The following is a 24,515-nucleotide window of genomic DNA, read 5'->3' as shown; positions in this document are numbered from 1 at the left end:
TGGTGAAATCAGCATTACATTTATTATTTGTATTAATTAGAAGTTCATTCGCGCGCCTAAGCGGAATACTCGACCGAAGTGCCACTCGTTAATCGTACGACTCGTGTTTACGTTTCCGGTAACGGCATCACCCTCGTCCCAATAGGTTCCATCTGCCAGAAGCATGTCACGGGCAGTAACGAAAGTTCGGCGACCTTCATCACCCAAGTTTGTCGCCTGGAAGGTTACGGTGAAATTATCGTTGACGTAGTAGCTAGAACTGAAGTCGAGGCGGTTGTAACCTTCCTGCCAGATGGAGGTACCGGTTTGCCCGTGATCCACGGCCTGAACGCCAACATAGCTATTGGCAAGCCGCAGGCTAAGACGATCGTCTTCCCAGAAAACCGTAAGGTTACCGGAGTGGCGCGGCGTATCCTCAAGGGATTTAGGCGTAATGACGCGTCCAGTGGTCTGGATAACTATTTCGTCCTGTAGAGCATCCTGGAAGGTATAGTTCGCCTGAACCCCCAGGTTGGACCAGATCCCCGGAAGGAAGTCGTACATCTGCGTGTAGCCCAACTCCAGACCAGTAATGGAAGCGCCAGCACCGTTCTGGACCTGCTGGATTCGAGCAGAGCGACACTCAATTTGCATCTGCTGGGTTTGCCAGCCAGCCACATAACGTCGGGGCAAACAGGTTTCCCCGCCAGCAGCACCTTCTCCAGGAACACCAACCGGATTGATTAGGATATTCGCGTCTGCGAGTTCGTAATCACCACGGGCGTCTTTAATGAAATAGGGCGTTTCGACCGTTGCCTCAATGTTTTTCATATCCTTATGGAAAACAGTGGCAGACACGTTATTGCCCTCACCAAAGTACCACTCGAGTGACAGGTCCAGGTTGATCGACTCAAGGTTCTGTAACTGGGTATTGCCCGCTGTTCCGGTGGCGTGCTCGTTCCAGTTGTTCTCATTGACCTGCAGGCTGGGGCTCAAACTGTCAAATCTTGGACGGGTCATGGTCTTGGACGCCGCAAAACGACCAATCAGCTCATCATTAATTTGATAACTCAAGTTCAGGCTCGGCAAAAGTACATCGAACAAGCCTTTATCAGAGACTTCAGCTGCACGGATATAGTTCTGTTGCGAATTCAGATTCGCATCGGTATTAGAGCGGTAAATCGTTGTGCTTCTATCCAGCCAACGCTCCATACCGCCATTTTGGTTGAAGTACCAATGGCTTTGCGTATTGGTCTGGAAAGTACCTTCGCCATTTGGAGTCTCGAATTCCCCGCCCTCGAACCGCGCCATGGCTTCGTTAAACCCTTCAACGCCGCCAACGATGGTTCCGTCATCGTTGTATTCAATATTAACAATGCGGTTGAAATCCATACCCTCGTCACTCACCCACTCACGATTCTCGGTATCGTATGGCAGAGAGTCTGGATTATTTACGTTGTATGCGTAGTTCAGACGCCAGGAGAAACAATTCTGATCCACGCCGTCTTGGCCGGCATTTTGCGGCACGTAACGGTGATCACCATCTTGCGGGCCACCGGTCCAATCCGGCTCTTGGCAGACAGGGTTTTTGTCATTAAACAAGCCGCGCTGAGCCAGGTCGTGAACGTCGATAACATGAGGGTTCGCATAGAACTGCATACCCGCATAACCTCGCGCGTCGGTTTTATCCTCGGCGTAACGGAGACCAACATTACCGCGCAGGCGGCCATCCATCGCTTCAAAACTGGATTTGATATACGCAGCAAACGTATCGGTGTCGATATTCCGGGTGCCCCGGTTATCAATATCGACCTTGATGGAACCCGGCTTCCTTCCGAGCAGGGCATCAAAGGCTTTATTGTGATCAATCATTGGCCAGCCATTGAAGACGGGGTTAGACCGATCAATTCCCAGTTTTTCGCCAAAGTTGTTATACAGGAATGCTTCTGATGCACTCATATCAAGCAGGCGAACAGAAGAAAGTCCATCGTAGGCATAGTCGGTGCCGTCACCATCTCTAAAGGTGGACCCCAAACCAATGGTCGTATTTTGCGTATGCACATCTTTCACACGATTGGCATATTTCGCACCAAACTCAACGGTGGTAATCCCGAATTGATCAACATCCCAGTCAAAATCAACAAATACCGAGGTATTGGTATCGGTCTGGTAGTTATCCCGAATATTGGTATTACCCAGATGGTTCGCGTAGAGATCGGTCGGGTTGAAACGCCCGGTTGCCGCTACGACATTACCGGTAACCGGATTAAAGATTGCATTGGTCGTGCCGTTATAGAAAGTACATACGTCAGTCGAACAGTCATAGCCCGTCGGTTCACTCAAGTCAGGGTCATTGTTTTCAATCGCCCCAACACCAATGGTTCCCCAGGTCTCCGTACCCATGTTGACGAAGTCATCGGTGTTATCATCGGTCCTGGAGTACCCGGCAGTGATGTTCATCGTTAAGGAGTCGGTGAGCTGCTGGTCCAGCTTCAAGGAAGAAACCAAGGTTTCGGAAATGGTGTCGCCTTGAGAACGATTCATCCAACCACTGCGCCCAACGCCACGCATGCTCTCGAGCGTGTCGTTTTCAGTATTCACTACCGCCCACTCAGTTTTATCTATGGACAGCGGGGCTTGGGCACCCATGTTGTAACGCATGGAGTTGTAATCAGTTGTTACCGTTTGCTTGGTATAGGAGGTATCCAGGCGAATATCCGTGTAATCAGAGGGGCGGAACTGGATGCCAAAGTTACCGGTCTGACGTTTGCGCTCATTGCGACTCAGCGCTAGATGTATAGAGTCGCGGCGAAGCACTTCTACCGGGTCTGCAAACGCGACCTCGGTTTCCGGATCAAAACCTTCGGGAAGGCTGCCGTCTTCATTGAGATAGCGAATCGCTTTTCCGGTTGCCTTATCAATTGCACGAAGACCGCTTGCCTGGCCTGCGTCCGCAACCTCCGCTAAGGAATCACCCCAGTCGTGAGTCATGCGATCTTCACGATAAATCTGATTATCTTCCGATACCGTGAATACCACACCAAGCTTGTCATCGAAGAACTGATCGAGGTAGCTCGCGTTATATCGATAATCATCTTCACCGGAAAATTCGTTAAAACGGCTCTCTACCGAGCCATTCAACACGCGCTCATTACGACTCAACGGAGCAACGGTTTCCAGAATTACCGTGCCGCCGAGTGAGCCCTCATCCTGGTCAGCGGTGGCTGTTTTAATCACGCGAATAGCAGAGAGAATGTCAGATGAGAAAGCGCTGAGGTCAACGCTCTGGTCGGCTTCAGCGGTATCAGTGGTATCACCGGCACCCAGCGAGCTCAGACCACTTGTCAATGCCACGCCGTTCATTTGAATCTGGTTTTGGTAAGAGGAGGTACCGCGGATTGAAATCCTCGCGCCTTCGCCCCCTTCTTCGGTAACGCTCACACCGGTAATACGGTTAAGGGCATCGGCAATATTCTGATCGGTCGACTTACCGATGTCTTCAGCGAAAATTGAGTCGGAAACTTCGTCAGTCAGACGTTTCGCGTCTACAGCGCGCTCAACCGTTTGCCGAAAGCCAGTAACCGCAACCTCCTCAACGCTTTCACTCTGCTCGGCAGGCAGCTTGAGATTTTCAGCCTCCTCTTCCTGAGCAAAAACCGGAGCTGCGAACATTACCCCCACGATCGCAACCGAGAGTGCATGTGGCTTAAACCTTTGTTTCATTTGATCTCTCCACCGTATCTATTGTTGTACTAATCGCTAACGCTGACACCCTGCATACCGCTCACAGGCTCCCCAACGCACCTGACGACGCACCACGCTGCTTTGCAACTGCACTTATTGGAAAAACTTTGAAAGATCACATTGTCGCCCCCGTAGTGACCTTGACCCTCACTCAAGGGGCGGGGTGCACGGCCAGAAAAATCCGCGACTATGAACTGCATTAATCTTATAGTTTTTTTAAATGCCCGTTGAAACAGCGTGTATTGCCAGTTTGGGACTAGGCCTACTTATTATTGAGTTACCCGATTCATTGAACGGCACCACAATCCCATGCGACCTATTCGAACATATGATGTTTGAATAGGCAATACGTACAGAGCAACATTTTTAACGTCATATGCATCGATTCAATGCACGCGCGTCGTGAGATTCATCAATAGCTTGTAATACTGGTCACGGGCGGCAACACGTTCAACCCGCTTTTGCCGAAGACATCTATAGGTAGGATGTTATTTAGGAAGGAATTTTGAGAGGTGGCCACCAAGGACTGGCGGCCACAGGTCATCATCGCGGGCGCAATAAGCACCCGCATACATCAACCATCGAGAGAAACGGTCATGATCATGCGTCGGGCTGCTTTGGCACCCGATACTGATCCATACGGTCAATGTCGTATTTCTCGTATTTCCGCTTGAGCAGCCACAGGGGGCGCTCCAGGGTAAGCTCCCATTCGAACAGATCTTTGAACATGCTGCGCACGCGCTCCGGCTGAGCCGATGCCAGATCATTCTGCTCGCCGATATCCTCCGCCAGGTTGTACAACTCCGCAGGGCGGTCCGGGAAGCGGATCAGCTTCCAATCGCCATCACGAATTACTGCGCGGGACTCTTTTTTCCAGAACATTTTCTGGTGAGGGCGCTCATCGTCCTGACCAGTGAGGTAAGGCACCAGGTTCACGCCATCCAGGTCCGAGGCATATTCACTACCACCGGCCGCCTCATAGAAGGTGGGCAACAGGTCGAGAGTGGACACCGGGTAATCGTAGTCCTGACCTGCTGGTATCTTCGCTGGCCAGCGCATAATGAATGGCACGCGCAAACCACCTTCGAGGTGATTGGATTTGGTGCCTGCAAGCGGATAATTGCTGGAACCGTTTTTATCCGAGGGACCGCCATTGTCATTGGTGAACACCACGATCGTGTTGTCCGAGAGACCCAACTCTTCCAACTTATCCATCACCCGACCAGTGGCGCGGTCCATTGCGAGTGTCATTGCCGCCAGCTCGCGACGCTTACCGGAGAGCTGCGGGAACTGCTGCATATCTTCTTCCAGCGCTTCCATCGGTGTGTGCACCGCATTGAACGCCAGGTAGATAAAGAAAGGGCTGTCCTGATTCTGCTCAATAAACTGCGCCGCTTCATCGGCCAGTACGTCGGTCAGATAACCCTCGTGCTCTTCGTAGTTACCGAAACCGCGCTCCAACTTTTTATCAAACGCGGCCACCACATTATCCAACGGGTTTTCACCGTCGTATTTGAAATAACTGCGGTCGCCGCCACGGAAACCGTAAAATTCGTCAAAGCCACGCTTTGTGGGGTGAAAACGATCCGCATCACCCAGGTGCCACTTACCGTAGATGGCGGTCTTGTAGCCACGATCTTTCAGGTAGTCCGCCATGGTTTTCTGATCTAGCGGCAGGCCCATTTCGGCACCCTTGATACCGGAGTTTTCACTCATAAAGCCAGGCACGTTAATTTCTTCGTAACCGAAGCGCTGCTGATACTTGCCGGTCATGAGCCCTGCGCGGGAAGGACCGCAGGTTGCATCGGACACATAGCCTTGTGTGAAACGTACACCGCCTTCAGCAATCTCATCCAAGCGCGGCGTTTTCATCACCGGACTACCCTGGAAACCAAAGTCTTCAAAACCCGCATCATCGGCAAATAGCAGCACGATGTTCGGCGCGCGCTCACTTTGCTCGGTGGTCTTTTTTGCGTCGGCACACGCGGTCGGTGCAAGCACCACAGCCAACAGCAGCATTAGGATTCTTTTCATTCTCATCACCGCACTCAGATAGACAATTCGTTGTTGGTATTTCAACAGTTAAAACACCGTATAAACACAAATGCCCCCGAAGCGCCGCCCGAGCAATTTCTGGGTCTTGCTCGGACGGGGATCAGGGGCAAACTACATCAAACCAACCTGTGAGATTAGAACATGTAGGTTACGCTGGCACCGAAGTAACGCTCGTAGTCACGCGGGTAGAACAGTGCCTGTCCGCCCCACTGGTCTGCGTACTTGAAGGTGTTGTAGCTTTCGTTCGTAACGTTCTTCACGAACAGGTTGCCACGCAGCTTGTCGTTGCCGATACCAATGTAAAGATCCAGTACATCGTAATCTTCGTTCGGATCGATTTCTTGCGCAATCATGTTGGCGGAGGGAGAGAAGTCACCCTCGTAGCGCCACACGGTGCGTACATTCGCGTCCCAGCCGGTGTTGCCCAGTTCGCGGTTGTAGTTCAGGGTCAGCAGTGCCTGTTCCTGAGCATTGTTCGCAACCGGCAGTCCAGTCTGGTCAAACACGTTGCGACCACCAACGATGCTGCAACGCTCCGCCAGGGTACCGTTCGGACAATTCACTGGTGTATTCGCAAAGTCTTCGTAGGTAGCTTCGAAGTTTGCGTAGCTGGCAATGAATTTAAGGTCGGAAGTCAACTTGTACACCATATCGGCTTCGATACCGGTAGAGCGTACTTCGTCTGCGTTGACGTAACCGGCGAAGTAAGTATTGGAAGCCTCGTCCACCAGGCGTTGCGCGCGTACCTGATAGTCTTCAACTGTCATATCGAAGTAAGTCAGGTTGAATTGCAGCTTGTCGTCGAACAGACGGGAACGCAGGCCAACTTCAAAGTTGGTGGACTGCTCCGGACGGGTCGGGAAGTACTCCGCATCCGCCGGGTTGGTGTTACTGGTTACAAAGTAAGATGGACCTTTGTAGCCAGTGGAGTAGTTCACGTAGCCACGAATACCATCGGTGAAGTCGTAACCCAGTACTGCCTTGTAGATAAAGTCAGTATTAGAGTCAGAGAACTTTGCACCTTCCGGATCGTTACGAACAAGCGACGGATCGGTCTCGGACAATGCCAGAACTTCGGCAAAAGTTTCCATGCCAGTGCCGTCGGTCGGCGGACGCAGCCACAGTGCGTCGAAAGAGGCAGAGCCTTTTTCGTGCAGGGCACGGAAGCCGAGGGTAGCATCCAGACGATCGGTGATCTGATATTCGAGCTGACCAAACAACGCGGTGTTGGTGAAGTCCGCAGTAAAGTCACCCGCAGACAGGTTGCGATCCGCTTCCAGCAGGGAGCGATCCTGCATACCGGTCTGGTTGTAATTGTTGATGAATGCCAATGCAGATGCATTGCTGACACAACCGGTCATTACGCCATCTTCAATTACACCGCGCGAGCTGGCACCAGCGCCACCCACACAGCCATCGGTGATTTCACTACGCTGACCTGCGGTATCGTGGAAGAAAGCACCCACAACCCAGTTGAATGTTTCGTTATCGAAATCACTCAGGCGCAGCTCCTGCTGAACCACCTCAACCGATTCGTTTCCACCAAAGTGCTCGCGGTGCACCGGGAACTTAAAGGTAAAGAAGCCAGAGCTGTTGTTCAGCTCAAAGTCACGGTAGCTCGCCAGGTAGCTCAGGGACATACCGTTATCGAGCTCGTAATTTACTTCCGCAGACAGGCCGGCATTCTCTACGCTACCGTAGTTGGATACCGGGTTACGGGCGGTAACCGGCTCATTAAAATCATTGAAGCCAGGCTCGGAATCGATCAGGTTATACGCGGATGCAGAAACCACACCATCATCGATACGCACCACAGGCTTGGGCCCATAGTTCGGATTTGCTTCTTCTTTCACCATCGCACAACAGTTGGTATCGCGCTCGGAGTAGTCCAGGCGAACCAGTGCATTCAGGTTGGAGCCGTTGTCGTACAGAAGCTGTGTGCGTAGGCCTTTTTTCTCTTCCGCACCAACGTCTTCACCGCCGGGGTATTCGTTGCGAATCCAGCCGTCCTGCTCGCTGTGCTGCACATTAATACGTGCCGCCCAGTTTTCGTTGATCGGCAGGTTTACTGCACTGCTAACCTCACGACCGTTATAGTCGGTGACCTCCGCCTTGGCACGGCCATAGAACTCACCGATCTCCGGACGTTTGGTAACGTAGTGGATCACACCTGTGGAAGTGTTTTGACCAAACAGGGTGCCCTGCGGGCCGCGCAAAGCTTCTACACGCTCCACGTCTGCAATGGCCAGGTTCATCATGGACTGGCGCGGCAGAACTTCGCCGTCAACCACGATCAGGTTAGAAGACTGCAGGCCGATGGAGTTGGTAAAAGTACCAATACCGCGGGTCTTCAGGGTAGTGGTACGGATTTCGTTGCTTTCGTCAACGCCGAAACCCGGCAAGTATTTAACGATATCGAAGCCAGTATCAGCACCCAGCTCCTCGATCAGATCACCGGACAGAACCTCCATGGAAACCGGAACGTCCTGCACAGACTGCTCACGTTTCTGAGCGGTAACTACCACTTCCTCTAGAGCACTTGTATCGATGGACTTCTTCTTGGTCTCCAGCTCTTCAGCGATGGCGACATTGAAAAGCGTAGCTACGGAGCAGCAACCGAGCAGCAGCAAGCTGTGCATGGATTTTTGACTCTGAGATTTCACGTCTTCCCTCTCATTTTTATATTGCGTTATCTTCATCGCGCTTCCACCTTCACCGAAATAGCTGTGCCGCCGGTTCCGGATCAGGCTGGTACCTCAAAAGCGCACCACGCCCTACATATATGGACGAATGAATGGTTAGACACCTCAACACTACCTGAGCCCTCGCTCGGAATCATCATCAACCATTCATAGCAGTCATTCAAACATATGATGTTTAGCAAGACAATATGTTTTGCCTGCCTAATTCTCTGGAAAGAATCCAGCGCCAGGCTCACATTGCCTCATCTAGTGACTGCTCACCGGTTCACGCTGAGGACCAGCGCGCTCGTCCGGAACACCGCTTCGCAATAGGAAAAATCAGATAAAACAAGGGCTTGAAGGCGGATAGCACGATTCTGGAACCATTTCGCAAAACGGCGATGTCAGCTGTGCCACCGACAGCGACATCTTGAAAACACTTAACATCATATGTTTACATAGATTGGATTTTGATGATCGAGAGAATGTCTCAGGGGTAGCGGGACACAACAATAATTCTGATAGTGAAGAGAACCCACATGAAAACCAGTCCACTACTGGCAGCCCTCGTGCTCGCCGGTATTTCGACCGTGCACGCGCAGGACATCCGCCCTATGGGCGCGGTGGAAGGTGAAATGCGCTGGCAAGAGCTCGGCAATCGCACCGACGACTTCAATGGCAACAGCCTGGATAGCACCAAATGGATCAATGATCCCGACGACCTGGTGATCGGTGCCTGGACCTTTGATAGCAACAATGCCTACTTGAAAGACGGCAAGCTGAATATTGAAGTCACCCAGGACACGCACACCCGCCCCTTCCGTGATGTGTGCCAAGGCGGCGCTACGGTACAGCGTGTGCTCTACTACAAGTCAGGCGCAGTGAAGTCCACCAACGACGGCGTTTACGGCTACTACGAAGCCAGCCTGAAAGGGGTAAAAGTATTCCCCGGTTTGAGCCCGGCTTTCTGGCTCTATAGCGATGGTCACCCCTACACCGACCGCAACGTACCAGGCAGTGTGGATTACAGTGAGATCGATATCGTCGAGCTGCAGCAGGCCGACTGGTATGGCCCGGGCCCCGATGATGCTGATCCCATCAACGTGATGGACCACAACCTGCACGCTCGTATCGTGGGTGAAAACGGTAACACCTACTGGCGCCGCCCCAAGCCCTATCCTGAAGCGCAGCTGCTTAAGTTCGACGCCCCGTTTGATCCATCTGAAGATTTCCATACCTACGCCGTGGAAAATCGTAAGGACGTTATCCGCTGGTACGTGGATGGCGAATTGATTGGTGAAAAGCCCAATCTGTTCTGGCATCGCCCAATGCACGTCATTTTCTCAATGGGTCTGCGCCGCCAGTTCATCCGCTACAACACCGAATGTAACCGTGCAGATCCCAACCCGGATACGGTCACATCCGTTGGCTTCCCGGAAGACGCCACCATGCAGGTGGACTACGTTAAAACTTGGGAAGTCCTGCCGTCTGTTTGGGTAGATGACAAAAGCAAATACCTGGGCACCAACTACCAAAGTGGCGAAACCCTGGATGTAGTTGTGAACTACCACGGTGGCAGTAACCACCATGTCAGCGGTGATCAATACAACGGGATTACCGTGAACCTGGTGGAGAAAAACGCGAACGGTTTTGTGAAAATTGCCGCAAGCGCAAACGATGCTTCCGTCACCACCGAAGACAAGCGCTACGGTGGACAAACCACCCTGCGCCTTGACCTTACCGGTGTCACCCCGGTTGCGGACCTACCGGCAGGCCACTACTACGCTCTGGCTCCGGTCTTCCGCTCCTCCAACGGCAGCGATGTATTCCTGCAGGGCGGCCTACAGCCGATCAACGTTGTATCCGACGGCAACAATGGACCGGTCGCGGTAACCGGCGTTTCTGTCTCTGCGGCCACCAGCCAGTTGACCGTAGGTGAAACGACGCAGTTCACCGCCACTGTTTACCCGGCTAACGCCGACAACACCACTGTTTCCTGGGGCTCCAGCAACAATGGAATTGCCAGCGTTAACCAGCAGGGTCTGGCACAAGCGAATGCCGCCGGCAATGCCACCATTACCGTGACTACCGAAGACGGCAACCACCAGGCCTCTTCCAACCTCACCGTATTCGCGCCAAGTGGTAGCTCTTCTGGCGGCTCCTCGAGCAGCAGTTCTTCCAGCAGTAGCTCCTCTGGCGGATCGTCTAGTAGCAGTTCGTCCAGCAGCTCGTCCAGTTCTGGTGGCAGCCAGACCTGTGATGGTAGCTGGGTGTCGGTTACCGGGGTAAGCGTGAGCCCAACCTCCGGGACCATCGCAAAGGGACAGAGTATTTCCCTGGCCCCGGAAGTGACTCCATTCTGTGCCTCCAACAAAAACGTTGTGTACTCAAGCAGTAACGCGCTGGTTGCACAGGTGAACTCTTCCGGCACGGTTACCGGTAAAAAGGCCGGTAATGCGGTGATTACCGTAAAGACCAAGAATATGGGCAAAACGGCCACCTTCGCGGTAACCGTTACCCCATAACGGGCTTACATACCCTTTCGCAGTTCCTCACAAGGAATGCAAAAAATGGCAGCCAATTGGCTGCCATTTTTTTGAGTGGAGTTTGGTAAACTCAACCCTTCCATAATCCAGCTGACACAAAGCACCCATGTCCCCCGGCAACAGCACCACATCGATCACCCCTTGTCACATTGAGGGAATCCCTGCCTACCGGATCGAAAACCCCAAGTTGTCATTGGCTGTCATCCCGGAATTGGGCGGTAAAATTGTCAGCCTGCAATCAAATGCGCTACAAACGGAATGGTTGTGGAAAAGTGACCGCACCCCATATCAAAAGGCGGAGCTGGATCACAGTTATACACAGCAGCATGACACCGGTGGTATCGATGAGTGCTTTCCCAGTGTGGATGCCTGCCAACTACCCAAAAGCGCTGGAGCTTATGCCGGTCTATCTCTGCCAGACCATGGCGAACTTTATGGCCGCCCGTGGGAAGTAACTACTTGTGCGGTTGGGCAGGACCACTGGGCAACACTGACCTTAAAGCGCCATTGCACCACCCTACCCTGCGAGTTTGAACGCACTCTTTTGGTCGCGCCCAGAGAGGGTTTGATTGAATTTCAGTACCGGATACGTAACCACAGCGATTCCCATGTTCCATTCAGCTGGTGTATGCACCCAGCGTTGCGCATCGAGCCCGGTATGCGTTTGCGACTGCCAGTAAATCACCAACTGCATTGCTCCTTTGCCTCGGATGATGCACCGCTTAGCACGGGCGATATTTTTCCGTGGCCGACAACAGCTTCTGGCTTTGACCTATCGACTATTCCCGACCAACATCCCTCACAAGGGTTTGCCGCAAAACTCCTGTCTCACAGAGACTTCTTCGATTGCCGGCAACAAAACGAAATGGCAGTTATCGGGCTGGAGAACCCCAGCACAGGGGAGACGTTGTGTTTTGAACTCCCACCAAGTGAGATTCCGCAGATAGCCCTCTGGTTGAATTACCATGGCTGGGCCGGCGACGGAGGAATACCCTACTTCAACCTGGTGCTGGAACCTGCCATCGGCAACGCAGACAGCCTAAGTACCCTGTTCCAGCGCAATACCGCCCCCAGCATCGCCCCTAGTGCAACCAGAGCCTGGTCCTTCAAGCTCCGTTTAACTTAGAAAAACGACCGTTATTTACGCGAGCCATACGCAGAGTCTCCGGCAACGTCAGGCTGCTTGGCTATCCAGCAAACGCGCTGAAACTTCCTGGGGCAATACAAACCAGCGCAATGATTCCGCCGAACTGGAAAGATTGAGACGATAGGTTTTCGCCTCGCGATGTGCGCGCAGTAATTCCTCTTCCCCCTCCGCTATTAACCGCTCGAACGATGTTTTAACTTTTGCACCAGTAGCGCCCAACTTCTCGGTGAAGTCGAAGGATTTCAGGCTTACCTCAGGGGCAAGTGCCTGTTTCTGATAGCGCCAGGTGCCATTCGAGGAATCAAAATGATAGTACGGCAGCAGCTTCCAACCGTGTTCCGCCACCAGTTCAACCGCGCGCAACAGGTACTCGAAGGTTTCTTCATCAATAAAATAATTAAAGTTCAGTCGCACCCAACCGGGGCGTAGCACCATATTTCCCTCGAGTAATTGCGCTTCAATCGCTTTACTCTGCTGCATGCTCATACCAAGCAGGCTATGACCATAGGGCCCAGCGCAGGAACAGCCGCCGCGGACCTGAATACCAAACAGGTCGTTTAGCAATGCAACCACAAAGCTGTAGTGCAAATCTTGCTGTTGATACTTCACCCTGAGTGAAACAATGGATAGACGCGGAGCCTCGGTACTGCCCAGGATTTCAATATTTTCGTGTTCGTTCCAGCGCGCCAAAGCACGCGCAACAAAGTCCGCTTCACGACGTTCGATCTCTTTCGTACCGACATCCTGTTGCAACTTGAACACCAAGCCGGCACGAATTGATTCAACAATTGCCGGTGTTCCACCTTCCTCGCGGCGCTCGCAATTGGTCAGGTAACGGTGATCTTCTGGCGTAACGTAAAGCACCGTGCCTCCGCCGGGGACAGCCGGAATAGGGTTTTGCAATAGGTGCTTTTTCACTACCAGAATGCCCGGGGTACCCGGCCCACCCGCAAATTTATGGGTGGAAATAAACACGGCATCCAGGCTCGAGTCCCCGCTTTCGTTCTGCTCGCCGGCCATATCGATACCCACATAGGGCGCCGCGGCAGCATAGTCCCAGCAAGAGATAGCGCCATATCGGTGTAGCAAACGCGATACCGCAACCGTATTCGTTTTTAATCCCGTTACGTTGGAGGCTGCTGAAAAGCTGCCCACTTTCACTGCTCTGTCCTGATACCGAATCAGCGCCGATTCCAGTGCTACAAGGTCAAGAACACCCCCTTCGGTTAAAGGAATCGTGACCAGGTCCACATCGCACTCTCGCCACGGCAATTCATTGGAGTGATGTTCATAGGGGCCAATAAAAACGACGGGGCGCTGCACACCGGATGCAGCCTGAACGTTTCTAAACCCCAGAATATCAATGAGCTTGTTGATTGCTGCCGTCGCGCCAGACCCGCAAAAAATGACCTGATCATCCGCACTGCCATTCACTGCAGACCGAATCTGCTGCCTGGCCTCCTCCCGCAGCCGCGTGGTTTGCGCACCGGTATACGAGGTTTCGGTGTGCGTATTCGCGTAATAGGGCAAAACCTGTTCTCGAATAAAGTCCTCGATGAAATCGAGCGCGCGGCCAGACGCCGTGTAATCCGCGTAAACAAGCGGCTTTTGACCAAAACAGGTGGTGATCTGTGAGCCTTCGCCAATGACGGACTGACGAATCTTCTCAAGTAATACGTTGTGCACTGCGCCCATTATTCTTTTCCTAAACGGTGTGAATCGGGGCAAATTGTAGGGTTCAGCGCCTGAAACATTGCTTCTAAATGTTCGACCAAATATCACAATATCGGCACAAAGTACCATATATTGACATTTTTCGGCACTATGTTTCACACTTGATTAAAAATTCGCTAAAGTGGCTCATACCCCCCTCAAGAGATCCGTCGGACAGGCACGGGCAGGTAAAGGAAGCAACATGGCTGAGCTGAAACTCGACAAGCAGGACCGTTCGATCCTCGAACTGCTGCAAAGGGATGCTGGACGGTCCGTCGGTGACATCGCCGAGCAAGTCGGCATCTCCAAGTCCGCCTGCTGGCGACGTATCCAAAGGCTCGAGAAGGAACAGGTGATTCGCGAACGGGTGACCCTGCTGAACCCGGAGAAAGTCAACCTGCCCCTCACCGTGTACATCTCTGTGCGCACCAACCGGCACAACGATGCATGGTCCAACCGCTTTCGCGAAGTCGTCGCTGGGATTCCCGAGATATTGGAAGTGCACCGGATGAGTGGTGACCTGGATTATCTAGTCAAGGCTGTGGTGACCGACATGCCTGGGTACGACCGTCTGTACAAGGAGCTCATCAAGGCAGACCTGTTTGATGTGAGCTCCAGCTTTGTGATGGAAACGATGAAGCAGACGAGCCAGCTACCTCTAAACAATCTCTGAGTCGACTTCAACGAAATTAATCTCTAACGATAACGACAAAGTTCAATATCGTACCGACCATGGTGTTCGCAGCTACAGATTATCTTTCAGTACAGGCGCGCACTGTTTATACGCCTTAAAATAAGTGTACTAAGACACCAAAGTCTTCCCGTATTGGTATATTGGCGTATGTGCGCGTTTTCCACTTCTATTTACGAAAGTAAAAACAATCGACCTAAAGTTTTCGTAACCAATTTCAATTATCCCCTGATATTAACTTTGAAATCACATAGATATCTTTCATTTAAAAAATATTCATCTCCATATATCTCGTTCACGCCCAAAAAATTTGTAGCCGGAGAACCGTAGAAGGAGTACATCCTACCCTTGTAACGAAACAGTTCTCCATAAATTTTGCTACGTTCAAAGTGATCAGCAGGAATACTACGATCAAAAATAAAATGTACGAATTGATTACTTTTACACGCTCCACCTTTCGGAAATCGGTAAACCGACTCTTTAACTCCATCGAAGTTTAAATCCAATTCGGAACGAGAAAGCTGCTCGACATTTTCTATAAATTCACGATATTCTCTTTGCGACTCTTCTGTGATCAAGCTATCAGGCGATCTTTTACCAATCCTTTCCCAGTAGAACCTTAGAACCTCGATACTTTCTTCCTTGCGCATCACTTCCCATTGAATTTCAGATAATCCATTCGCATTAGCAGTTTCATCGAAGGGATATGAAAGTCCGCACGAAGCATTAGGATTAAAATCAACTCTATTCATTAACTCAACATACTGACCACACAATTCATACATTCTTCCCTTTGATAGAGTGTACTCAACAACACCTGGTGGGAGTCTGCCTAGCATGAAAAGCTCTTTCGATCGTTCACGATAAGAAGAGGCTAAACAAGCACGAATTCTTGATTTAGTTGTACGGCGCACACACATCGCGCGCTCACTCCGCAACCACTCTTTCTGAGCAGCGCTAACACTCTCTCGCCGATCTTCGAACTCCATATTTTTTTTGTATAGTGTATTCATTTGCCGGTCAAGGAATGACAGATGTTCATCATTACAAATAGCTTCTTCAATGATATTTGAAGACTTTCTACAGTCGAAACTCGGCCCGATATTAGGTTCAGATGCTAGAGCCATGCTTGAAAACATGGCGGGTGTTAACCACATCCAAAACCTCATTTTTCGTGTATTTTTATGAAGCGTTTCTAGCGCATTAATCATAGGTAGATCCATATATATCGAAAACCTAAAAATAGCTATTCGAATATTTTGCATACAAACAGGTATGTAAATCATTAACCAAAAATTATTTCCGAGTCATCGAATGCACACTTAATCTCGACTTTCGAGCTAGATGATATTACCGCTCCCAGATCCTATAAATTCACGGATAACATTCAAATGAAGGAGCCCAAAGCACTCTATCGTTAACCGACCATTTACCAAAATCATTATTCTTCTGCGCCATATTGAACTAAATTTATGCCACAAACTTGATTTGGAATCCCAGAAACTTCGTTCACTATAAGATGGTATCTTGCTCCGAAACCACGCCAGTAATCCTGAAAAATACGATTATCATAAAAAAATAGGCGATTTTGCCCACTTAAATTACCTAAACGGTTTGCATAGCCTCTACCTTTCGAGTAAATAAACTCATTTTTTTCTTCGTCATCAAATTTAACGAAGTAGGATTCCGCCTGAGTACAAACGTCATATTTTTCACGATGCGGCTGCGACACGGTAAATCGATAAACCGTTTCCTGCTGACCATCATGATCCATATCAATACGTGACATATGTAGAACCGGCCAATCACCTTGGTCCATTTTGTTTTTCTCTGACAACCAAAACTTATCCACTTTTTCCTTTTTACTCGAAGACCATTTACGATCCATGCGAACTTGATCTTCTTTGACTCTTTGTATCTCTTGCTTATCCTCTATCTGCACCCACTTTACAGATCTAAAACCAGGAAATGTTGGCAATACCTCCCTCTTGCAAATAGGGATATCGCTATAACCAACCATGTTAATCATCTCCACATAGTCTCTGCACAAAGCATATTGCCCTCCGACCATTAATTTAAACTTTAGCGAACCTTTCCCAACGGCTTCGGATTCACTAACCTTTAATAAATTCAGCCATTCAATCCTGTTGTTGTAGACTAAAGCCAAGCATGACTTTCTGCTTGCAGGGCCCCCATTATCAGAAGTTCCCTCTTCAATATTTTCACATTTAGATCTTTCGGTACGAAGCCATATACGTTGCGAACTTATAACCTTTTCCCGAATTGCAGGAATAGCGATTTTTCCTCGATAGACCTTACTCAGACGCCGATCCAATGCAGATAAATGGCTATCACCACATATAGTTTCTTCAACTTCAGTCGAAGCATTCTTACAGTCATAACTGGGCCCGGAATTAGCGAATGATGTAGATACATTCAGCAAGAAAGTAATAATAAAAATGACAGTTAAAAACACTGAGCTTCGAGTTAACATAAATCCAAATCCATGATCATAGTGATCAACTCTTTTGGGCCACCAAACTCTGTATTATCTTAGAATTCAAGAACACCATTATTACCACCCTTCAACTTTGCCCCCCCTCGAAGCTTCCATCAAAACCATCTATATCCCGACAACTGTAGCTAGAGTCATGAAGTATTCCGGTCGAAAATCCCCACCCCGACGAACAAAGGAAACCCTCTTACCCAATACCTTTTTATCTGACTTTCTATATATTGCTGCCTCATGCTTCCAAACTAAAGGGTTACGCTTCTTAATACTCTCGGTGATCCGCTCCATTTCATAAGGAAAGTTTGGCTCCCGATTGGCCCAGGATGCCCCCTTTACTGGAACTACAAGCGGCTTACCTAAAACACCGCCAAGCGCTGTAAATTCATCCTCCGACAGTGCGACTGATTCATATATAGTTATTCCGCCATAAGCTCGACATAGCTTCCTAACCTGTCCATCCCAATATGCTTTATTCAATTCAGCAACACCAACCCCCAGAAAGATCACAAAAATTGGGACCAGTAAAACAGTAAAAAGAATCTTCAAAACCGCTACCTCCAATGAAAAAATCGCCAGGAGTGTACATAGGTAATGCTGGCAGGCATATCAATGGTACTTATTTTGATACACCCTAGATTTCAAACCCATAGATAAGATCAGATATTCCTTCTTGAATTTCTCGCCAGTATGGCAGAAGGCTCTTTCTATAACCGACTTTCACACTAACGTTCATTTTTGGAGTGAGAGTAAACATGTGCGAACATCTTGCTGCAGCATGTGTATTATTGCTGCATTGTATAAAAGTTTTTGGAGCGGACTCAGAACCCTCATCAAGATATATGTTGAAATCCCTCATATCAGAACCAGCGCGATACCCATCAACCTTTTCACCCACAATCCTTGATGCATACCCGGTCAGGCCATAAATACCCTCCTCCATCGGGTCATACAAAAAACATTTCATATAACAGGGCTTTTTGGGATCCAAAAGTCGCTTTTTCCTTAGGCCGAGCGATCCATCCAAACCACTTTTGCTTCCCGCATTTACAAGAACCCTCATCCTTTTAGTTGTAAATATATCTACTTTAATACCAGAAACTGGCTGAGGATCTTGCATGTCAGGGTAAACAACAACAAAGCCAAAGGAGCTTACTTGTGGATACGACTTCCTTGCTAACTCATCACCATTACCCTCTGAGCCTTCGATTCTTTCTTTAAATGAAAGAAAATTTCGATATCCTTCTGGAATGGAAACAACCACGCCACCAAGCTCTAGGACCTTCGTATTTCTCATTTCCGTGTCACCCGAAAAAGTCGACATAGTCGAATCAACCGACACACTGTTTAATATTAAAAATATTGCAAACGGCCCAAGCAAGGCAGCCAAAATAGAAAATCGCTTTACTAACAAAAACTTATTTTTGAGCATATGAATCTCTTAAGTTTTCCGAAATTTGGGGGGCTTAATCACATACCCCCCATCTCTGCAACGAATTTTTGTACATCAACCTGTATCTTTCGCCAATTTTCAATTAAGGCATATGGGAAAATATATTCCACATATAAACCATCTTGTAATTCAAAGCCTGTGTAGCAGGAAACGACCCGAAGATAATTACCTTGACATGAATAAATTATAGGCCCACCCTTCGGCGTTCTGACTACACCTTCTACTGGTGTATACATTACGTAACCATGAGCGGTACTCTTCGTATTTTTTCGATACTCCGTCAAACCCAAATCATTTAGATCCTTTATATCCACCCAAGTTTCTCTATCAATTCTATTTCGTGAGAAACCTGGATCCTCAAATCCTCTCCGAACTTTAATCACAACTAGATTGACTGAATCCTCAGGCTCGATATCCGGGTACCTCAAACCAAAAGTAATTTGATCTGCCTTTCCAGGAACAACCCTTCCGTTACTTTCAGGCGTATAATTTACATCTGGAGGAATTTTAAGCAGCACATCACCCACTAAAATCTCACTTGCATACCCCTCAACATATCCATGAGCAATCTTGCTTTCCCGTGTATTCGTCAAGGGTTTCTTCTCACTCAAACACGACTGAAGAACCAAAAAAATAATAGAAAAACATGTGAATGCTTTAACATAAAAAGATATACGATATCGCCTATAGATATTTTCCGTCCTCATTTGCCGCCTATCGAGAAACTCTTGAAAAATCTATCTCTGCGCCTCTTTAATATAAACAGAACCCATTTCACTCTCCCTGATCAGATATCAAATTGTTAACGTAGCTAATAACACTTAAGTGAACTTCCTTCCAATACGGCAATAGCTGCCTTGAAATTTTGTATTGAACATACAAGTCATCACCAAGAACAAATCCGCTGAGGCAGTAAGTTACACCTCGGCCATTCCCAGAGCAGCTATATTTCACGATACTTCCTTTCGGAGTTTTAAATTCTTTTTCAATTGGCGCATACACAATGTAACCCCAAGCCATATGATTCACATCTTGATGGTACTCAGTAAGACCTAGCTCGATATTTTCGTCAATTTTTTTCCACACCTTATCATCAAAATATTTATTCCATATTTTTGGATCTTCATACCCTTTCCGCAACATTATTAAGACTGAATTAATGTTGTCGTTTTTTACATATTGCGGAAAGCTAATACCAAGAAAAACCTGATCGGCTTGCCCGGGATGAATTTTCCCTGCAGTCACCGGTTTATATTTAATGCTGGGCGGAATTCTCAGAAGTGTCCGGCCCACCAAAATTTGGTTTGTTTTCCCGTCTACGTGACCATGAGCCAGCTTATGCTCTTCTGTATTTGCATTTGGTCTATACCTCCTTTCGCAAGCAGACATAAACAAACCCAGAATAACAAACAAGATAACGCCATAATGATGCAGTGAATTCACTAGAAGATTCCTGATAAAAGCTAGAGTATTTACCTTGAATGCAACACCCTTATTTCCTTTCGCATTCATCACTATCTCCCCCAAAACTGCTCATCAGCGATTGGCGAACCGGCTTGATAAAATACTCGTAGATATTTTTTCCCGTTTTCACATCGGCAACCACATGCACCCCCACCCGTAGAGATAACTCTCGATCCAGCAGCTTCAGGCTCTGTGCATTCATTCGGGTATTGGAAAGATAGAGATACCCTTCACCCTCATCCATAACAGCGTCTTCAGAAAGGTTGACGACCGCTCCTGAAACGGTGCCGGCGAACGGGCACGGTGATCTGCTGGAGAATTTCTAACTATAAGGTTCGCACTCTGTTTCCAGTGCAGCGATATTGCAGCTCACGTCCTTAGCTCTGCACTGCAATTGACATCAAAAAATGCCACCCTACACTTCCTCAATCTTAAATATTTCATTAACTATATTGATGTCGAACCCAAACTTATCACTACAACTAAAACTCGACTCATGCATAATCCCCGTAGGGAAGTCCCCTCCTCTCCGAGAAAACGTAACTTTTTTTCCTAGTTCCTCACCACCATCCTTTCTATACACCGTGTATTCTGTACGTCGAACGTACGGCTTAGAAGCATTTATCACAACTGTATTACTTCGCCAGGCGTATTCATGTTTTTCTTTTGAAGTCTCTTCAGGCATTACGCGAATAGAACCATCATTCCCATCGTTTCTTTGATATTCAGAGTCTGACAAAACTACTCGCTCAAATATCACTACACCGCCTTCTTCTTCGCACATTCTACTGACCTGCTTATCCCAATACGCCTTGTTAAGTTCCGTTCCGATCACACCCAAAATAACTAACAAAATTGGTATAAAAATAATAAGGCTAAATGCCCCAAAAATTCGCTTCATGGCAACCATCTCTATCTCTCCCCAAAACTATTACCAAGCGACTCACGATCCGCCAGTTTCAAGCCCTGCGCATTTAAACGGACACTAGACAGATAGTGATACCCCTTATCCTCATCCATAGCAGCGCCTTCGGAAATATTGGTGACCGTTCCTGAGAAGGTACCGGCGATGGGGCGCCGTGATCTGCTGGAGACTTCTTAGTTATGATTTTCATACTCTGTTTCCCGTGCAGCGATATTGCAGCTCACTTCCTTCTGGTTGAGATTGTCGTACAGAATGAGCAGTGCCCGATTGCTATAGGTCTATAGCTCCCCCGGAGCTCGCGCTGGAAGGGCTCGATTCGGATTCGCTCCAGCCCTAACTTCTCGTCGACATCAACCCGCCGTTGTTCGACGTTCGGCTATCTGTACAAGAATGCTATAAGACAAGCTTTCTCAATGGAAATTTATTCCGAATAAAAGCTAAAAATTAGAATTTATTTGCAGGTAGTATTTCTAGATATCACTGCCAATACACTCGGAAGGACCCATTTACGTTCATACGAAGCATTTCATCGCCCAAGTTGACGAACCGCATTCAACTAAGTGCAAACACCCCCCGCTTGGGAAGGAGCAATCTCTGAAATTGGCCGAGGTATGCCACTTACTGAGGCCCTACTCGACCAGTGGGTCAATTAGTGGTTTTTGTAGCGGTTTGTTATTCTGCGCGGTTCTCAACTAGCCCCGCTGTCAATGACGCCAGTTCACGTCAACAGACCGTAACGTAGACAGATATTTCCGTGAGAGATGTAGGCTGTTTGCCGCCGGAAGTGGAAAAAGTAGTACGCGAACGAGTACCGACGCTAGATTCCGCGATTGAAAGCGCAACATTGAGGCCCCTTGAGTACGCGGGACAGACTAAAAACGCCTCAACCTATTGAATTTTAAGAAGTTTTTACAAAATAATGCCCAAGACCGCCGCAAAGCCCAAGGCCGAAAAGCCCGAACACACCCCCATGATGCAGCAGTACCTGCGAATCAAGGCGGAACACACCCACGAGCTGGTGTTTTACCGCATGGGTGATTTCTACGAGCTGTTCTACGACGACGCCAAGCGAGCCGCCGAGCTGCTGGATGTGACCCTGACTGCCCGCGGTAAATCCGGTGGCCAGCCAATTCCCATGGCCGGTATTCCCTACCATGCGGCGGAAGGCTACCTGGCGCGACTGATCAAGGCCGGCGTTTCTGTAGCCATTGCCGAGCAGATCGGTGACCCGGCCACGTCCAAGGGCCCGGTTGAGCGCAAGGTTGTGCGAATCGTCACGCCCGGTACCGTGACCGACGAAGCACTGCTGAACGAGCGCCGTGACAACCTGCTGGCATCCACCGTTCTTGTGGGCGACCAGTTTGGCTTGGCGCTACTGGATGTGGGCACCGGGCATTTCGCGGTGCAGGAAGTCGACAGTGAAGAAGCCCTGGCAGAGCAGATCCAGCGTTTCAGTCCCACCGAATTGCTGGTATCCGAAGACCTCACCCTGCCAGTGGAAATCGAGCGCCGCCCCGGCGTACGCCGCCGCGCGCCCTGGGAATTCGATTTGGAAAGCGCCCTGCGCCTGCTGAACCGTCAGTTTGGCACCATGGACCTGGAAGCCTTCGGCTGCAGCCATATGCATGCAGCCCTCTGCGCGGCCGGTTGCCTGCTGCAATACGCCCGCGATACCCAGCGCACCGAACTACCCCATATTCGCACCCTGCGTACCGAGCGCAGCGAAGACACCGTCGCCCTGGACCCAGCCAGCCGCCGCAACCTGGAAATCGACACCAACCTGAACGGTGGCGACGACAACACCCTGCTGTCGGTATTCGATGCCTGCAAGACGGCCATGGGTAGCCGCCTGTTGCGCCGCTGGCTGAACAACCCGCTGCGCAACCTGAACACCTTGCAGCAGCGCCAGAACGCGATTTCTGCACTGATTAGTGATTACCGGTTTGAGCCACTGCGCGAAGCGCTAAAGCCCATCGGCGATATGGAGCGAATTCTTGGCCGCCTAGCCCTGCGTTCTGCACGCCCCCGCGACCTGTCCCGCCTGGGTATGTCCCTGGCCCAATTCCCGGAACTGCAAAGCCAACTGAGCGAGACCGACGCAGCCCTGCTTGGGCAGTTGAATCGTGAAATGGGTGAGTGGCCACAAACCGTGGAACTGCTGCAGCGCGCGCTGGTGGAAAACCCACCCGTGGTTATCCGTGAAGGCGGTGTGATCGCAGACGGCTTCGATGAGGAGCTGGATGAGCTGCGTGGTATCAGTGAAAACGCCGGTGATTACCTGGTCCAGCTGGAGGTGCGCGAGAAAGAGCGCACCGGCATTCCCACCCTGAAAGTCGGCTACAACCGAGTGCACGGCTACTTTATCGAGATCAGCCGCGGCCAGAGCGACAAGGCACCGGCCGACTATATCCGCCGCCAGACCCTGAAGAATGCCGAGCGCTTCATCACCCCGGAACTGAAGGAGTTTGAAGACAAGGCACTGTCAGCCAAGAGCCGTGCCCTTGCCCGCGAGAAGTTCCTGTACGAGGAACTGATCACCACCCTGAACGAATCCCTCGCGGAGCTGCAAACCGCTGCGGCGGCTGTTTCCGAACTGGACGTACTAGGGAATATGGCCGAGCGCGCTGACCAGCTGCGCCTGACCAAACCAGAGCTCTCCGAGGAGCCGGGTATCCATGTGGAAGGTGGCCGCCACCCGGTGGTGGAGCAAGTCCTCGAAGATCCCTTTGTGGCCAACGATATCGACCTGCACACGTCCCGCCGTATGCTGGTCATTACCGGCCCCAACATGGGCGGTAAATCGACCTATATGCGTCAGACCGCGCTGATCGCCCTGCTGGCGCACTGTGGCAGCTTTGTACCTGCAGACAGCGCGCGCATCGGCTTGCTGGACCGTATCTTTACCCGCATTGGCAGCGCCGACGACCTGGCCGGTGGCCGCTCCACCTTTATGGTGGAAATGACCGAGACCGCGAACATCCTGCGCAATGCCAGCGAGCACAGCCTGATCCTGATGGATGAAATTGGCCGCGGTACCAGCACTTACGATGGCCTGTCTCTGGCCTGGGCCTGTGCGCACTTCCTTGCCGACCGCGTGCGTGCCTTTACCCTGTTCGCCACCCACTATTTCGAACTGACCGAACTCCCCGCACAGTGCGGCGAAGTGGCCAATATTCACCTGAACGCTACCGAGCACGGGGATTCCATCGTGTTCCTGCACCGCATTCAGGAAGGCCCGGCCTCCAAGAGTTACGGCTTGCAGGTGGCGAAACTGGCCGGCATTCCTCAGGAAGTGCTGGATGAAGCCAAGGCGCGCCTGGCCGCCCTGGAAGCCGGACACACCACGCGCGATTCGGGCCCCGGCCCCAAGGCCGCGATTGAAGCGGAGCCGACCGAGCCCGTAGTTCCCGAGCCTGCCCCTGTTGTCCCCAAGGCCAAAGCGAAGCCCGCCGCACCCGCACAGGTAGACCTGTTCGGCAGCGCCCCGCACCCGGCTGTGGAGGCACTGGAAGGGTTGGATCCAGATGAGTTGACCCCGCGCCAAGCGCTGGAGCAGCTCTACGCTCTGCGCAAATTGTTATAAGCACCCAACCAATTTGACTCAAAAG

16 protein-coding genes are annotated in these 24,515 nt (G+C 50.3%); 4 read left to right on the top strand and 12 right to left on the bottom strand.

Translation table 11 applies throughout. The features are described 5' to 3' along the window. Positions 1–36: 36 nt before the first annotated feature. The 3 genes from Mag101_RS05650 to Mag101_RS05640 form a co-directional block, all read right to left on the bottom strand. Entirely contained in the window at positions 37–3,702 is a 3,666-nt protein-coding gene (locus Mag101_RS05650; protein ID WP_077401993.1) for a TonB-dependent receptor domain-containing protein, read from the bottom strand. A 621-nt stretch (positions 3,703–4,323) separates the two neighbouring features. After that, entirely contained in the window at positions 4,324–5,757 is a 1,434-nt protein-coding gene (locus tag Mag101_RS05645; RefSeq protein WP_077401990.1) for a sulfatase, read from the bottom strand. A gap of 155 nt (positions 5,758–5,912) precedes the next feature. Then, positions 5,913–8,417 (bottom strand): TonB-dependent receptor, encoded by a 2,505-nt coding sequence (locus tag Mag101_RS05640; protein WP_198040106.1) that lies wholly within the window; start codon positions 8,415–8,417, stop codon positions 5,913–5,915. 581 nt (positions 8,418–8,998) lie between these two features. Between Mag101_RS05640 and Mag101_RS05635 the strand changes: the two genes are divergently transcribed. Beyond that, positions 8,999–10,984, top strand: a complete 1,986-nt coding sequence (locus Mag101_RS05635; protein ID WP_077401984.1) for an Ig-like domain-containing protein — start codon at positions 8,999–9,001, stop codon at positions 10,982–10,984. Between the two features lie 127 nt (positions 10,985–11,111). After that, positions 11,112–12,131, top strand: a complete 1,020-nt coding sequence (locus Mag101_RS05630) for a hypothetical protein (protein WP_077401981.1) — start codon at positions 11,112–11,114, stop codon at positions 12,129–12,131. Positions 12,132–12,179: 48 nt separating this feature from the next. Here the strand turns inward: Mag101_RS05630 and Mag101_RS05625 are convergent, their stop codons facing one another. Beyond that, positions 12,180–13,847, bottom strand: coding sequence for an aminotransferase class V-fold PLP-dependent enzyme (locus Mag101_RS05625; protein ID WP_077401978.1), 1,668 nt, complete (start codon positions 13,845–13,847; stop codon positions 12,180–12,182). A 220-nt stretch (positions 13,848–14,067) separates the two neighbouring features. Between Mag101_RS05625 and Mag101_RS05620 the strand changes: the two genes are divergently transcribed. Continuing rightward, positions 14,068–14,538, top strand: a complete 471-nt coding sequence (locus Mag101_RS05620; protein ID WP_077401975.1) for an Lrp/AsnC family transcriptional regulator — start codon at positions 14,068–14,070, stop codon at positions 14,536–14,538. A 239-nt stretch (positions 14,539–14,777) separates the two neighbouring features. On the opposite strand, the gene Mag101_RS05615 is transcribed toward Mag101_RS05620, so the two are convergent. From Mag101_RS05615 to Mag101_RS05580, 8 genes are all read right to left on the bottom strand, one after another. Further along, positions 14,778–15,767, bottom strand: a complete 990-nt coding sequence (locus Mag101_RS05615; RefSeq protein WP_198040105.1) for a lysozyme inhibitor LprI family protein — start codon at positions 15,765–15,767, stop codon at positions 14,778–14,780. Between the two features lie 230 nt (positions 15,768–15,997). After that, a complete protein-coding gene (locus Mag101_RS05610; protein WP_077401970.1) occupies positions 15,998–17,050 on the bottom strand; it encodes a lysozyme inhibitor LprI family protein in 1,053 nt (350 codons plus the stop codon). A 129-nt stretch (positions 17,051–17,179) separates the two neighbouring features. After that, positions 17,180–17,614 carry a hypothetical protein gene (locus tag Mag101_RS05605; protein ID WP_157520200.1) on the bottom strand — a complete coding sequence of 145 codons (435 nt, stop codon included), beginning with the start codon at positions 17,612–17,614 and terminating at the stop codon, positions 17,180–17,182. An 85-nt stretch (positions 17,615–17,699) separates the two neighbouring features. Then, the gene (locus Mag101_RS05600) at positions 17,700–18,497 is read right to left on the bottom strand and encodes a hypothetical protein (protein ID WP_077401964.1); all 798 of its coding nucleotides are present in this window, start codon (positions 18,495–18,497) and stop codon (positions 17,700–17,702) included. A gap of 38 nt (positions 18,498–18,535) precedes the next feature. Then, entirely contained in the window at positions 18,536–19,129 is a 594-nt protein-coding gene (locus tag Mag101_RS05595) for a hypothetical protein (protein ID WP_157520198.1), read from the bottom strand. Between the two features lie 163 nt (positions 19,130–19,292). Continuing rightward, positions 19,293–20,030, bottom strand: coding sequence for a hypothetical protein (locus tag Mag101_RS05590; RefSeq protein ID WP_077401959.1), 738 nt, complete (start codon positions 20,028–20,030; stop codon positions 19,293–19,295). Further along, a complete protein-coding gene (locus Mag101_RS05585) occupies positions 20,011–20,226 on the bottom strand; it encodes a hypothetical protein (RefSeq protein WP_077401956.1) in 216 nt (71 codons plus the stop codon). The genes Mag101_RS05590 and Mag101_RS05585 overlap by 20 nt, the downstream gene beginning before the upstream one ends. A 171-nt stretch (positions 20,227–20,397) precedes the next feature. Beyond that, positions 20,398–20,892: a hypothetical protein gene (locus Mag101_RS05580; RefSeq protein ID WP_077401953.1), complete on the bottom strand. Its 495-nt coding sequence runs from the start codon at positions 20,890–20,892 to the stop codon at positions 20,398–20,400. A 934-nt stretch (positions 20,893–21,826) separates the two neighbouring features. Between Mag101_RS05580 and mutS the strand changes: the two genes are divergently transcribed. Next, positions 21,827–24,490 (top strand): DNA mismatch repair protein MutS, encoded by a 2,664-nt coding sequence (gene mutS / locus Mag101_RS05575; protein ID WP_077401950.1) that lies wholly within the window; start codon positions 21,827–21,829, stop codon positions 24,488–24,490. The last annotated feature ends 25 nt before the right edge of the window (positions 24,491–24,515 follow it).

Source organism: Microbulbifer agarilyticus (assembly GCF_001999945.1).
In the GTDB taxonomy this organism is placed as follows: Bacteria; Pseudomonadota; Gammaproteobacteria; order Pseudomonadales; family Cellvibrionaceae; genus Microbulbifer; species Microbulbifer agarilyticus_A.
Note: the sequence above shows the minus strand (reverse complement) of the source record. Positions and strands in the feature narration are given on the sequence as shown.

What these genes read in the sequence shown, in the direction of transcription:
- Mag101_RS05650 (WP_077401993.1), bottom strand. Translation starts at nt 3,702, where the DNA reads ATGAAACAAAGGTTTAAGCCACATGCACTCTCGGTTGCGATCGTGGGG.
- Mag101_RS05645 (WP_077401990.1), bottom strand. Translation starts at nt 5,757, where the DNA reads ATGAAAAGAATCCTAATGCTGCTGTTGGCTGTGGTGCTTGCACCGACC.
- Mag101_RS05640 (WP_198040106.1), bottom strand. Translation starts at nt 8,417, where the DNA reads ATGCACAGCTTGCTGCTGCTCGGTTGCTGCTCCGTAGCTACGCTTTTC.
- Mag101_RS05635 (WP_077401984.1), top strand. Translation starts at nt 8,999, where the DNA reads ATGAAAACCAGTCCACTACTGGCAGCCCTCGTGCTCGCCGGTATTTCG.
- Mag101_RS05630 (WP_077401981.1), top strand. Translation starts at nt 11,112, where the DNA reads ATGTCCCCCGGCAACAGCACCACATCGATCACCCCTTGTCACATTGAG.
- Mag101_RS05625 (WP_077401978.1), bottom strand. Translation starts at nt 13,847, where the DNA reads ATGGGCGCAGTGCACAACGTATTACTTGAGAAGATTCGTCAGTCCGTC.
- Mag101_RS05620 (WP_077401975.1), top strand. Translation starts at nt 14,068, where the DNA reads ATGGCTGAGCTGAAACTCGACAAGCAGGACCGTTCGATCCTCGAACTG.
- Mag101_RS05615 (WP_198040105.1), bottom strand. Translation starts at nt 15,767, where the DNA reads ATGATTAATGCGCTAGAAACGCTTCATAAAAATACACGAAAAATGAGG.
- Mag101_RS05610 (WP_077401970.1), bottom strand. Translation starts at nt 17,050, where the DNA reads ATGTTAACTCGAAGCTCAGTGTTTTTAACTGTCATTTTTATTATTACT.
- Mag101_RS05600 (WP_077401964.1), bottom strand. Translation starts at nt 18,497, where the DNA reads ATGCTCAAAAATAAGTTTTTGTTAGTAAAGCGATTTTCTATTTTGGCT.
- Mag101_RS05590 (WP_077401959.1), bottom strand. Translation starts at nt 20,030, where the DNA reads ATGAATGCGAAAGGAAATAAGGGTGTTGCATTCAAGGTAAATACTCTA.
- Mag101_RS05585 (WP_077401956.1), bottom strand. Translation starts at nt 20,226, where the DNA reads ATGGATGAGGGTGAAGGGTATCTCTATCTTTCCAATACCCGAATGAAT.
- Mag101_RS05580 (WP_077401953.1), bottom strand. Translation starts at nt 20,892, where the DNA reads ATGGTTGCCATGAAGCGAATTTTTGGGGCATTTAGCCTTATTATTTTT.
- mutS (WP_077401950.1), top strand. Translation starts at nt 21,827, where the DNA reads ATGCCCAAGACCGCCGCAAAGCCCAAGGCCGAAAAGCCCGAACACACC.